Origin of the sequence: Microbacterium sp. MMO-113, from assembly GCF_037148555.1 — a bacterium.
Classification (GTDB): Bacteria; Actinomycetota; Actinomycetes; order Actinomycetales; family Microbacteriaceae; genus Microbacterium.
In genome coordinates, this window is sequence record NZ_JBBCTD010000002.1 from 368,534 (window position 1) to 380,936 (window position 12,403).

Genomic DNA, 12,403 nt, shown 5'->3' on the forward strand with positions numbered 1-12,403 from the left:
ATCGCCGTCAGCGCGTGACGCGCGGTGGCGCGGTCGAGGAGCGCACGATGAGCTGCGGGTCGGTGGAGGGCATCTCGCCGATCGGGTCGTGGCCCTCGATCTGGGTGATGAGCCGCAGCGCGGCGGCGCGGCCCATGGCCTCGAACGGCTGACGGACGGTGGTCAGGGCGGGGGAGGCGTAGGCGGCGAGGGCGATGTCGTCGACGCTCACGACGGAGATGTCCTCCGGCACGCTGCGCCCGGCCTCGTGCAGGGCGCGGATGAGGCCGAACGCCATCTCGTCGCTGCTGACGAAGACCGCGGTCGCCTCGGGGATCGCGGCGATGGTCCGCCCGGCACGGTACCCCGACTCCGGGGTCCAGTCCGCCGGGATCACGGGCGGCGGGACGATGCCGCGCTCGCGGAGCGTCTGCTCCCAGGCCTCGCTGCGCTGCTGCGTCTCCGTCCAGTAGTCGTCGCCAGAGACATGCCATACGGTCTCGTGGCCGAGGTCGAGGAGATGCTCCACGGCGAGGCGGGCGATCGCGCGCTGGTCGACCGCGAGCGGGGCGTCCTCCTCGAGGGAGGTGCGCTCGCTGCGGGTGGCGGGTGTCCGCTCGGTACGCGCCCGCATCGCTGGCGTGTCCAGGGCGATCGGCACGCCGAGGATGATGCCCTCCGCTCCCTGCCTCTCCAGACGATCGAAGGCCTCGAGGAATGCGTCGTCCGAGGCGTGGTCGGCCACCGCCGCCGTGGTCACGGTGTAGCCGTTCGCCGCCGCGGCCTGCTGGATGCCGACGCCGAGCGCGGCGGAGGAGTAGCGGTCGGTCGAGACGACGATCACGCCGAGCACGCGGGTGCGGCCCGAGGCGAGCGACGCCGCCGCGGCGTGCACCCGGTAGCCGAGCTCCTCGACCGCGGCGAGCACTCGTCGCGCGGTCTCCGGCCGCACGTTGTCCTGCCCGGACATCACGCGCGAGACGGTCTGCGTGGAGACGCCGGCGAGGCGGGCGACGTCGACCTGGCTGGGGGCGCGGTCGTCTTTCGGACGGCGAGGTGACATAGCCCAATGGTAGCGATCCATCGGCGGAAAACCAGGGAGCGCGGACCTCGGCGATGCGATAATGTGAACGCAAACAATTCAGCTGGGAGTGCAATGTCCGACCTTCTCGCCGCGGCTTCCGACGGCTCCTCCACCGCCGTCGCCGCGCCGACCGCCGCCGCTGTCTCCGGCGCTCCCGCCCTGTCCTGGCACGACGGGGAGATCCTCCGCGACGGTGTGCCGCATCGCATCCTGTCCGGCTCGATCCACTACTTCCGCGTGCACCCCGACCAGTGGGAGGACCGCCTGCGCCGGCTCGCCGCGATGGGCGCGAACACGGTCGACACCTACGTCGCCTGGAACTTCCACGAGCGGGTCGAGGGGGACATCCGCTTCGACGGCTGGCGGGACGTCGAGCGCTTCGTGCGGCTGGCGGGCGAGGTGGGCCTGGACGTGTTCCTCCGGCCGAGTCCCTACATCTGCGCGGAGTGGTCGAACGGTGGGCTGCCCTTCTGGCTCACCGGCAGGGTCTCGGCGCTGCGGACGAGCGATCCCGCGTTCCTCGCCGCCGTCGACGCCTGGTACGACGCGCTGCTCCCGCGGCTCGTGCCCCTGCAGGCGGCGTACGGCGGGCCGATCGTGGCGATCCAGGTCGAGAACGAGTACGGATCGTTCGGCAGCGACGCCGCCTACCTCGCCCACCTGCGTGACGGGCTCCGCCGACGGGGGATGGTGGAGATGCTGACGACCGCCGACGGGATCACCCCGGACATGATCGCGCACGGGAGCGTGCCGGGTGCGATGACGACGTTCACGTTCGGCACCGGGGTGCCGGTGGCGGCCTCCCTGCGTCGGCACGGGGAGGCGCTCATGTGCAGCGAGCTCTGGGGCGGCTGGTTCGACCACTGGGGCGAGCGGCACCACGTGCGCTCGGCGGACAGCATGGGCGGGACGATCCGAGAGCTCCTCGACGAGGGCGGCTCGGTCAGCCTCTACATGGCGCACGGGGGCACCAACTTCGGCCTGTGGAACGGCGCGAACCACGACCTCGTGCTGCAGCCCACGGTGACCAGCTACGACTCCGACGCCCCGATCGGCGAGGACGGCACGCTCGGGGAGAAGTTCCATGCGCTTCGCGCGCTCTTCGCGCCCTTCCACGCGGACGGCCTGCCACCGGTTCCCGACCAGCCGCGGCGGCAGTCCGCGGCCTCCGCCCCGCTGGAGCCACGGGCGGGCCTGCTCGACGTCGTGCGGGCGACCCCTGCGGTGGGCGCGCTCTCGCCCCGCCCGCTCACCTTCGAGCAGCTCGGGGCGGAGGACGGCCTTGTCGCCTACGAGGCTGACGTGTCGTTCCCCGACGACGCGACGCTGACTGTCGACGGCCTGCACGATCGCGCGATCGTCTTCCTCGATGACCGCCGGCTCGGTGTGCTCGAACGGGACGGTGAGACGTCCCTCGCTCTCCCCGTGGACGGCGGCTCCGGTCGGCTGACGCTCGTCGTCGAGAGCCTCGGACGCATCAACTACGGGCCGTACACCGGCGAGGGCAAGGGCATCATGCGCGGGGTGATGATCGGCCGCCGCCTCGTGAACGGCTGGACGCATCGCCTCCTGCCGCAGACGGCACCGGTTTCGGACACCGTCGGGTCGGGCGGAACGGACGGCCTCGCCGTCGCCGAGTTCGATATCGCTGAACCCCTCGACGCGTGGCTCGCCTTCCCCGGTGGCGGCAAGGGCCTGGTGTGGCTGAACGGATTCCTGCTCGGACGCTACTGGAGCGTGGGCCCGCAGGAGACGCTCTACGCCCCCGCGCCGCTGTGGCGTGCCGGCCGCAACGAGATCGTGGTGCTCGACACCGACGGCCTCGGGGCGATGGTGGAGATCCGGGAGGCGCCGTCCTTCGGGGAGACCGAGGAGTTCATCGGCTCCTGAGTGCCACACGGGCGCGGGTGGTGACCTTCGGCCAATGTTTGCGCATACTTAGCGCTCGACTCTTGTCTTAAGCCACAATGTCGCTCTACGGTGATAGCGCAAACATCGGTTCCGATCGATGATCCACCTGCGGCGCACCGGGGCGTCCTTTCCTCCGGCCGTCGCACCGTTCGAGAGGCAAGACGTGTCGACACCTTCCCGACCGCCGCGCACCGCCGTCGCCGTCAGCTCCCTGCTGGCGACGGCCCTCGCGCTCGGCGGAGCGCTCCTCCCCGCGACCGCGGCACAGGCCGCCGATCTCGTCCCCGTCCCGCACGCGGACTACCGGCTGCACGCGGTGTCCAGTGAAGCCGACCCGTATCCGGCACCGCCTTCGCTCGACGGCACCGCTCTCGGGGCCTTCGACGGCGACTACTCGACCCAGTGGACGTCGCGGTACTCGGCCAACGCCCCCTTCCCGCACTGGATCTCCCTCGATCTGCAGCGGTCCCTCTCGGTGAAGGCGCTGGACTACTCGGTCAAGCGCGGCCAGAGCGTCGCGGCGAAGACCGTCGAGGTGTACGTCACGGATGACGCCGACGCCGCGCGCACTTCGCCGGCCGATGGGGGATGGGGCGCCGCCGCCGCGGCCGCGACGCTGCACGCGCCCACCGCGAACGACGAGAAGCAGCGCATCACGCTGGACACCGCGAAGGACGGCCGGTACGTCGCCCTCCTCATCATCGACGCGCAGGGCACCACGGGCGGCGGCGCCGGCGAGATCCAGGTGCTCTCCGACGAGGAGCTCCCGCCGATCGTGACCGAGCCGGAGACGCCGGAGCAGCCGGAGCCCGGGGACACCGTCGAGATCGCCGCGGGCGGCACCACGGCCACCGTCTCCTCCGCGTTCCCGCAGATCCTCGGCTACCGCGTGGGCGATGACCGCCTCGGCGGGCAGAAGAGCTCCCCGCGCACCTGGGCGGTCAACGGCACCGCCTATGCGTCGACCACCACCTCCACGGCGACGGCGACCGGCGTCGACTACGTCTCGACCCTGACCGGCCTCGACGTCACGGTGCGCAGCAGCATCCGCGTCGCGGCGAACGGCACGGTCGAGTTCGCCGTCACCGGAGTCGACGGCTCCGCCGCGGTGAACACCCTGGCGCTGCCCGACAACGCGTTCCTCTCCGCGACGGCCGCAGACGGCGCCGTCCTTGACCGCACCGTGATCAGCCCGAACAGCACCACGAACGCCGATGAGCACATCGCGGTGGGTGCGGCGACGGCCACTGGCACGAAGGGCGCGGCCTTCGCGTTCCTCGGCGACGGGACCCTCGCCGGCAGCGTGATCACGAACGCGACGACGCAGGCGTCCGGCGGCACCGCCTCGTGGAACACTCGGCTCACGACGCGGGTGACCGCTGCCGACGGCCGGACCGCGGAGATCGGCTCGAACACCTGGCTCATCCATCCGACCACCGCCGTCGACAGCCGGGTGACGACCTACGCCCTGCCGAAGGTCACGGTGCTCCTCACCGCCGACCGCAACGGCGACGAGACCGTGGACTGGCAGGACGCCGCGATCCGCTACCGCGAGGTCGACGCCCCGCGCCTCGGTGCCGACCGGGTGGCCGACCGCGTGGTCAGCCGCATCCCGTTCAACTTCGCCTCCAGCGCCACGAACTACTTCGACCTCGTGCTCGACAACACCAAGCGCATCGCGAACCAGACCGACGGCCTCGGCCAGTGGGTGCTCAACAAGGGCTTCGGCAGCGAGGGACACGACTCCGCGAACACCGACTACGGCGGGAACTACAACGAGCGTGCCGGCGGCCTCGCCGACCTCAACCGCCTCGTCGACGAGGGGGCGAAGCTCAACGCCGACATGAGCGTGCACGTCAACGCCACGGAGATCTACCCGCAGGCGGACGCGTTCGACGCGGCGATCCTCGATGGCACCCCGCCGTACAAGCCCGGCTGGAACTGGCTCGACCAGTCGTACTACATCAATCAGCAGACCGATCTCGGCACCGGACGCGTGCTCGACCGCTTCCAGCAGCTGCGGGACGAGGTGCCGGGACTCAGCGGCGTCTACATCGACGTGTACTACTCCAACGGCTGGGTGGCCGAGGAGCTCGCGGACGAGCTGAACGCCATGGACCTCGAGGTCGCGACCGAGTGGGGCGACAAGTTCGTCGACAGCACGGTCTGGTCGCACTGGCCGAACGACCTCGCCTACGGCGGCAAGGACAACAAGGGCATCAACTCCACCATGGTGCGGTTCATCCAGAACGCGCAGGCGGACGTCTGGAACGACGACGTCCTGCTGGGCCAACAGCGTCTCGTCGATGCCGAGGGCTGGGTGGGCAACCGCAACTGGGACGGCTTCATCGGCAACATCTGGTCGCAGAGCCTGCCGACGAAGTTCCTGCAGCACTTCGACCTGCAGACGTACGAGTCGGGGGTCGAGGCGACGTTCACCGACGACGTGGTGGCGCGGCTCGACGGCGGCACGCGGGTCGTCACGATGGAGGGCGCGACCGTCCTGCGCGGCGACTCCTACCTGCTGCCGTGGCAGTCGCTGGAGTCGAGCGCCGAGTCCGGATCGCCCGTCGACGCGGACAAGATGTACTTCTTCACGGCCTCCGGCGGCGAGAAGACCTTCGGTCTCACGGACGCCTTCCGCGGCAACACGACCTTCGACGTGTTCGCACTCGGAGACCAGGGCCGCGAGAAGGTGCGCACCGTCACCGCGGTCGACGGCGAGCTCACCCTCTCGGGCGAGAAGGGGACGGCCTACGTCGTCGTGCCCCAGGGCGGGGCGCAGCGGGCGGCGATCGAGTACCGCGACGCCGGTCTGACCGATCCCGGGTTCAACGCGGGCGCGCTCGACGGCTGGAACCCCCGGGGAGAGGTGACCATCGAGCGCACGGACCTCGGTGCGGCGAAGAACGCCTCGCGGGGCGACAACATCGCGGTGTTCGGCTCGTCCGCCTCCTCGATCTCGCAGACCGCCACCGGCCTCACCCCCGGGGAGCGCTACGCGTTCTCCGCGCAGGTGCAGATCGATCCGACGGCCACGCGGGACGTGAGCGTCGCGGTCGACACCGGCGGCGGCGTCGTGAGCCGCACCTGGAACCTGTCCCCGACGTACAACTACATGCGCGCCGACTCCAAGGCCGGGCAGTACTACCAGCGCGGATCGGTGTCGTTCCTGGCGCCGGCCTCCGGCGAGGTGACCGTCTCGGTCTCGGCGGTCGCCGGCGACGCGGCGGTGCGCATCGACAACGCCAGGGTGATGGCGGACACGACGGCGCCGGCCGCGGCCGGCACGGTGTACTCGAACGACTTCGAGGGCAATCAGCCCGGGTGGGGCCCGTTCGTGAAGGGCGACGCCAACGGCATCGACGACCCGCGCACGAGCATCTCGCGGCGACACGACCCGTACACGACGAGCGACTGGCGCAACACGGCCAAGCCGTTCGACAGCGGAGCCCTCGCGGGGCTGGCGGTGGACAGCACCCTCACCGGTGAGCACTCGCTGATGTCCCACTCCGAGAACTCCGGCGTCGTCTACCGGACCGACCCCACGCTGGTGCCGCTGCAGGCCGGGCACACCTACCGCATCGGGTTCGACTACCAGGCCGGCGCGAGCGGGGCCTACCGCTGGCTGACCGGCACCGACGCCGTGCTCGACGGGGAGATCTCCTCGACGACCCTGCGTCGCACCCCCGTCGTGCAGGCCCTGGAGACCACCGCGTTCCAGGAGGACGTCATCGTGGGCTGCGGCGACTACACGTGGGTCGGCCTGGAGCGCGTGGGCGGCCCGGACGTCGACTTCGTCCTCGACGACTTCACCGTCACCGACCTGGGTCCGACCGAGGGCGGCACCCCGTGCGCCACGGTGTCCGGCGAGGCCGTGACCCTGAGTCCCGGGGCGCAGACACCCTTCACCACGACCTTCACCAACAGCGAGGACATCCTGGCGGAGAACGTCGGTGTGCAGCTCGACCTCCCGGAGGGCTACACCGTCGAGGTCGCAGACGGGTCGTCGAACCTGTTCGCGAAGGTCGCCCCCGGCGAGAGCGTGACGACGGACTGGCTGCTCACGGCACCGGCGTCGGCCGCGGGTTCCGCCGTCAGCATCGGGATCGCGGCCACCTATCTCGTCGACTGCGACGTGCGGACCGTGCAGACGGCGCAGGAGGCGGCGGTCGCCTCCCGTGCCCGCATCCCGAACGCGCAGATCACCGCGACCGCGAGCTCCGAGGAGACCGCGGGTGAGGACGGCACGGCGGCGAACGTGCTCGACGGTAACGCCGGGACGTTCTGGCACAGCCGCTGGAGCAGCGACGCCCCCGGGTATCCGCACGTGCTCACGTTCGACCTCGGTTCCGCGGAGACGGTCGACGGCATCTCCTACCTCCGGCGCGGCGCGAACCAGAACGGTCCCATCAAGGGGTTCCAGGTCGCGGTCTCCACCGACGGGCAGACCTTCACCGACGTCGCGGCGGGAGAGTGGAAGAACGTCGCGGAGTGGCAGGATGTCGACTTCGCCGCGACGACCGCGCGATACGTGCGGGTGACGGCGACCTCGTCCATCTCGGGCACGCCGTTCGCGGCCGTGGCGGAGATGGCGGTGTACGGCGTCACGTCCCCGCAGGCGGGGCACGCCCCGGAGAAGCGACCAGCAGAGGACCTCGGGGCGTGCGCCCCGGAGACCGATCCGGTGCTCACGCTCGGCGCGGATTCCGTACGGGCAGGGGAGACGGTCGAGGTCGTGCTCTCGGGCTTTGCGCCCGGCGCCGCCGTCTCGTTCTGGCTGGACGGCGTGCGGCTCGCGGACGCGACGGTCGATGCGCGCGGCGCGCTGACCACCCGCGTGCTCATCCCCGCGGATGCGACGGTCGGGAAGCATCGGTTCCTCGTCAAGGACGCCTCCGGCGCGGAGGTGGCCGGCGCGGACCTCAAGGTCAAGAAGGCGAAGCCGGCGAAGAAAGCCGTCCTCATCCCGTCGGTCGGCACCGCCGCGGCCGGAGACTCCCTCCGCGTGCAGCTCCGCGGCTTCGACCCCGAGTCCGTCGTGCAGCTCTGGCTCCACTCGGAGCCGGTCAGGGTGGGCGAGGTGACGATCGCCGCCGACGGCAGCGCGGTCGCGACCGTCCTCATCCCGGCGGCCACGCCCGCGGGTGCCCATGCGCTCGTCGCGACGGACGCCGCGGGCGCCGAGCTCGCTCGTGCGGATCTCGCGGTCACCGGCGCCGCGACGGGTGCCGGCGGGGTTCTGGCCACGACCGGCGCCGACGGGATGACCTGGCTGGCGGTGGCTGCCGGGGCCCTCGCGCTGAGCGCCCTCGGCGCAGGGCTCTGGCGGCGGCGACGTAGCTGAGTCCCTCTGCTGCACACGAGAGGCCCGGGGTTCGCCCCGGGCCTCTTCTGCACGCGGCGGGGCGTTTCGCGGTTCTCCACGGGTCGCGGGTCCGGGGCCGAAGAGCGTGCCTGCGGTCCCCGATACTCGAGGGGTAGCCACGAAAGGAGCCGCACATGCATACTGTAAGCATGCCGAACGTCCTCATCCGCGACCTCGATCCGGGCGTGCATTCCGTGCTCGCCGCACGCGCGCGCGAGCGAGGACAGTCGCTTCAGCAGTACCTGTCGACGGAACTCGCCCGCCTCGCCTCGCGCCCGACACTTTCGGAGTTCCTGAGCCGACGAGCGCGGCAGCCGGAGATGACCGCGCTCACGCCGGAGAGCATTGTCGCCGCCGTGCACGAGGGGCGCGCCGGGCTGTGATCGTCGTCGACGCCTCGATCGTCGTCGACCTTGTCTGCACCGGAACGTCGGCCGGTGTCCTGGGGTCGCGACTGGAGGACGAGTTTCTGCTGGCCCCGGAGCTGTTGCCGGTGGAGGTGGCCAGCGCTCTGAGGGGGCTCGAACGCGGCGGTGTCCTCGACGCCGCGGCGCTCGAATCCGCGGCCGGCGACCTCGCCCGCCTCCCGGTCGACCTGCACCCGACGCTCCCGCTGGTGCCGCGGATCCTCGCGCTGCGGACGAACCTCACCGCCTACGACGCCGCGTATGTCGCGCTCGCCGCGGTGTTCGACTGCCCCCTCCTCACACACGACCGGAGGCTCGCGCGGGCGGCCTCCGGTCTGTGCGCCGTCGAGGTGCCTAGCCCTTGACGGCGCCGGCGGCGAGACCGGAGCGCCAGTACTTCTGCAGCGTGAAGAACAGGGCGATGAGCGGGATCACGCCGAGCAGTGCTCCGAGCATGACGGCGCCCTTGTCGGGGGAGAAGTAGCTCATCATGCCGTAGAGGCCGAGCGTGACGGGCTTGAGGTCGGGGCTGGAGATCATCATGAGCGGGAGGAGGAAGTTGTTCCACGTGGCCACGAAGATGAACAGGAAGATCGTCACCATCGCGGGGCCGAGCAGCCGCAGCACGATCGTGAAGAAGATCCGGGCCTCACCGGCACCGTCGATGCGGGCGGCCTCCAGCAGCTCCGTCGGCACCGACGACTGCGCGTAGACCATGCCGAGGAAGACGCCGAACGGCGAGACCGCCGAGGGGATGATGATCGCCCACACCGTGTTCGTGAGGCCGAGCGCCTGGAACTCGATGTACAGCGGCACCGTGAGCAGGGCGACGGGCAGCAGGAGCCCTGCCATGATGATGCCGACCGCGAGCTTCTTCCCGGGGAAGGCGAACTTGGCGATCGCGTAGCCGGCCATCACGGCGAACAGCGTGCCGATGATCCCGGCGCTGAGCGAGTAGAACAGGGAGTTGCCGACCCAACGCCAGAACAGCCCCTGGGTCCAGCCCATGAGGCTGTCGTAGTTGGCGGCGAGGTTCGGCTCGGCGAACCAGAAGCCGAACGTCGACGTGAGGTCGGCGTTGTTCTTCGTCGAGGCGACCACGAGCCAGAACACCGGCACGAGGAAGTACACGGTGGCGACGACGAGGGCGATGATGCCGAACGTGCGCGCGGCGGGGCCGGGAGCGATCGACGGGGGAGGGGCGTCCGCCGCCTGCGGTCTGCGAGAGCGCCGCTTCGTCGGCGGAGCCACGGTGACGAGTCGTGTGGTGGTCATGCGTCGCCCTTCCGCCGCTGGAGCAGTGCGTACACGATCGCGAGCACGCCCGCGATGCCGGCCATGAGCAGCGAGTACGCCGACGCCGGACCGCTGCCCGACGGCGACAGCTCGCCCATCATCGTGTTGTAGGTGAGCATCATCGGCGTGAAGTCCTTGCCCATCCAGGAGTTCGCGGCTTCCAGGATGACCGGCTCGTTGAACAGCTGGATCGTGCCGATGATCGACAGCAGCACGGCCAGCAGGGCGGCACCGCGCACGAGCGGCACCTTGATGCGGGTCGCGATCTGGAATCCGCTCGCGCCGTCCAGGCGAGCGGCCTCGTAGAGGTCGCGGGGGATGGCCTGCAGGGCGCTGAGGAAGATGAGCATGTTGTAGCCCGTGTAGGTCCACGTCGTCATGTTGGCCATCGAGAAGAGGATCGTCTGCGGCGACATGAGGTCGGTCCCCTCTGGCAGATACGGCAGGAAGGGCGACACCTCGGGCGTGTAGAGGTAGAGCCACATCATCGCCGCGATGATGCCGGGGACCGCGTACGGGAGGAAGAAGGCGAGGCGGAACAGGGCGGGGCGGCGCACGATGAACGAGTCCAGCAGCAGGGCCAGGGCGAGGGCCGCGATGATCATCACCGGGATCTGGAACGCCGCGTAGAGCACGACCCGTCCCATGCCGGCCCAGAACGCGCCGTCCGTCGCCGCCGCGGCGAAGTTGTCGAGGCCGACGAAGGTGTCGACGAGCTCGCCGCCGCCGTACAGGCCGCCGCCGGCGGGTACCTGGGCGAAGAACGACGAGCGGACCGACACGATGATCGGGATGAGGAAGACAACGGCGAACAGCAGCGCGAACGGCGCCATGAACAGCCACCCGGTCAGCCCCTCCCGCCGGATCCGCGATCGCCTGGTCGACGGGGCGACGGGACGGCGCGCGGGAGGGAGCGTCGCCGCTGCCCTCGTCTCGGTGACTGTGGCCATGATGTGCCTCTCGCTCTCACGACGACGGCGGAGTGCACGATCGCCCGTGCACTCCGCCGTCGTTCATCCGATGATGCCGTCCGGTCCGGTCATTCCGCGACCGGGAGGCCGAGGTCCTTGAGCGACGCGACGGCCGTGTCCTGCGCCGTCGTGAAGATGTCGGCGACCGTGGCGGTGCCGGCGGCGGCCGCGGCGGCCGTCTCGTTCATGTTGGCCAGGGTCGAGAAGCCGGGGGCGTAGGGGAAGTCGGGGTTGAGGTTCTCCGTGGCGGTGCCGAGCTCGGCCAGCACATCCTGACCGCCGAACTGACGCAGCATCTTCTCGGGCGTCTCCACCTCGCCCTTCGCGGCGACGACGAGGCCCTGGGAGGCGAGGTCGTCGACCTGCGTGTTGAACCAGTCGTTGAACTCCATGGCGGCCTCGGGGTTCTCGCAGCCCTTCATGACCGAGACGCCGGAGCCGCCGTCGGGGCCGGTCATCGCCCCGGCGCCGAAGTCGGGGAGCTGGGCGACGCGCCACTGCCCCTCGGCCGGGGTGCCGTCCAGGGAGTCGAGGAGGAAGCCGGCCTCCCACGCCGCGCCGACGTGGCCGATCAGGCTGCCGTCGTTCAGTGCCGCCGTGAAGCCCTCGCCCCAGCGCTCGGTCGCGAGCGTCTGCTTGCCGTCGAGCAGACCCTGCCAGAAGGCGGCGACCCGCTCGGAGCCGGCGCCCTCGGCGTCCACCTTCCATTCCTCGCCCTCGGTGGAGAACCAGGTGTCTCCGGCGGCAGCCGCCTGTCCGGAGAGCCAGTTCTGCGCCTCGTCCGGAGTGAAGGCGGTGACGAACTTGCCGGCGGCGGCGGCCGTGGCGGAGGCGGCGGTCAGCTCGTCGAGCGTGGTCGGGGCGTCGAGGCCGAGCGCCTCGAACTCCGCGGTGTTGTAGAAGTAGACGAGGGGTCCGGTGTCCTGGGGGAGGCCCACGATGGCGTCGCCGACCCGCATGCCGCTGAACGCTCCGGCCGAGTAGTGGTCCTCGTACTTCTCGGCTTCCGCGGCCACGTCCTCCAGCAGACCCTTCACGTAGAGCTGCGGCACCTCGGAGTATCCGGTCTGCGCGAGGCATGGGCCGTTCCCGGCCTTGATGTCGGTCTCGAGCTTGAGGATCATGTCGCTGGCCTTGCCGTCGAACTTCGTGGCCTTGACCTGGATGCCGGGGTGCTCCTCGTTCCAGCGGTCGACGATCTCCGCGACCGTGGTCATGCCCTCGCCGTCGGGGAGGCGGTGCATGTACTCGATGGTGACGGGCTCTCCGCCGGCGTCGCCGCCTCCGGATGCGGCCGGAGCGCAGGCCGCGAGTCCGAACGCCGACACCGCGCCGAGGGCGACGACCGCGGCGACGCGGGGGGTGCGTGAGGTGGGTGCCATGCTGT

General features: G+C 70.8%; 8 protein-coding genes. 4 read left to right on the top strand and 4 right to left on the bottom strand.

The genetic code is table 11. From position 1 onward, the window contains the following. Nucleotides 1-7 precede the first annotated feature (7 nt). On the bottom strand, nucleotides 8-1,042 hold the full coding sequence (locus WFJ36_RS08625; RefSeq protein WP_071327785.1) for a LacI family DNA-binding transcriptional regulator: 1,035 nt from the start codon (nucleotides 1,040-1,042) through the stop codon (nucleotides 8-10). A 93-nt stretch (nucleotides 1,043-1,135) separates the two neighbouring features. On the opposite strand from WFJ36_RS08625, the gene WFJ36_RS08630 reads away from it, so the two are divergent. From WFJ36_RS08630 to WFJ36_RS08645, 4 genes are all read left to right on the top strand, one after another. Beyond that, entirely contained in the window at nucleotides 1,136-2,953 is a 1,818-nt protein-coding gene (locus tag WFJ36_RS08630) for a glycoside hydrolase family 35 protein (RefSeq protein ID WP_292787880.1), read from the top strand. Nucleotides 2,954-3,137: 184 nt separating this feature from the next. Beyond that, on the top strand, nucleotides 3,138-8,321 hold the full coding sequence (locus WFJ36_RS08635) for an endo-alpha-N-acetylgalactosaminidase family protein (protein ID WP_336643127.1): 5,184 nt from the start codon (nucleotides 3,138-3,140) through the stop codon (nucleotides 8,319-8,321). A 170-nt stretch (nucleotides 8,322-8,491) separates the two neighbouring features. Then, the gene (locus WFJ36_RS08640; RefSeq protein ID WP_336643128.1) at nucleotides 8,492-8,725 is read left to right on the top strand and encodes a FitA-like ribbon-helix-helix domain-containing protein; all 234 of its coding nucleotides are present in this window, start codon (nucleotides 8,492-8,494) and stop codon (nucleotides 8,723-8,725) included. Beyond that, nucleotides 8,722-9,114: a type II toxin-antitoxin system VapC family toxin gene (locus WFJ36_RS08645; protein WP_336643129.1), complete on the top strand. Its 393-nt coding sequence runs from the start codon at nucleotides 8,722-8,724 to the stop codon at nucleotides 9,112-9,114. The genes WFJ36_RS08640 and WFJ36_RS08645 overlap by 4 nt, the downstream gene beginning before the upstream one ends. Here WFJ36_RS08645 and WFJ36_RS08650 read toward each other — a convergent pair. The 3 genes from WFJ36_RS08650 to WFJ36_RS08660 all read right to left on the bottom strand — a co-directional run bounded on the left by WFJ36_RS08650 (nucleotide 9,104) and on the right by WFJ36_RS08660 (nucleotide 12,398). Then, nucleotides 9,104-10,024 (bottom strand): carbohydrate ABC transporter permease, encoded by a 921-nt coding sequence (locus WFJ36_RS08650; protein ID WP_071327783.1) that lies wholly within the window; start codon nucleotides 10,022-10,024, stop codon nucleotides 9,104-9,106. The genes WFJ36_RS08645 and WFJ36_RS08650 overlap by 11 nt on opposite strands. Further along, nucleotides 10,021-10,995: a carbohydrate ABC transporter permease gene (locus tag WFJ36_RS08655; RefSeq protein ID WP_083391629.1), complete on the bottom strand. Its 975-nt coding sequence runs from the start codon at nucleotides 10,993-10,995 to the stop codon at nucleotides 10,021-10,023. Before WFJ36_RS08655 ends, WFJ36_RS08650 begins: the two co-directional genes overlap by 4 nt. An 89-nt stretch (nucleotides 10,996-11,084) precedes the next feature. After that, complete coding sequence (locus WFJ36_RS08660) at nucleotides 11,085-12,398, bottom strand: ABC transporter substrate-binding protein (protein WP_336643130.1); 1,314 nt, start codon at nucleotides 12,396-12,398, stop codon at nucleotides 11,085-11,087. Between the last annotated feature and the right edge of the window lie 5 nt (nucleotides 12,399-12,403).

What these genes read in the sequence shown, in the direction of transcription:
- WFJ36_RS08625 (WP_071327785.1), bottom strand. Translation starts at nt 1,042, where the DNA reads ATGTCACCTCGCCGTCCGAAAGACGACCGCGCCCCCAGCCAGGTCGAC.
- WFJ36_RS08630 (WP_292787880.1), top strand. Translation starts at nt 1,136, where the DNA reads ATGTCCGACCTTCTCGCCGCGGCTTCCGACGGCTCCTCCACCGCCGTC.
- WFJ36_RS08655 (WP_083391629.1), bottom strand. Translation starts at nt 10,995, where the DNA reads ATGGCCACAGTCACCGAGACGAGGGCAGCGGCGACGCTCCCTCCCGCG.
- WFJ36_RS08660 (WP_336643130.1), bottom strand. Translation starts at nt 12,398, where the DNA reads ATGGCACCCACCTCACGCACCCCCCGCGTCGCCGCGGTCGTCGCCCTC.
- WFJ36_RS08650 (WP_071327783.1), bottom strand. Translation starts at nt 10,024, where the DNA reads ATGACCACCACACGACTCGTCACCGTGGCTCCGCCGACGAAGCGGCGC.
- WFJ36_RS08640 (WP_336643128.1), top strand. Translation starts at nt 8,492, where the DNA reads ATGCCGAACGTCCTCATCCGCGACCTCGATCCGGGCGTGCATTCCGTG.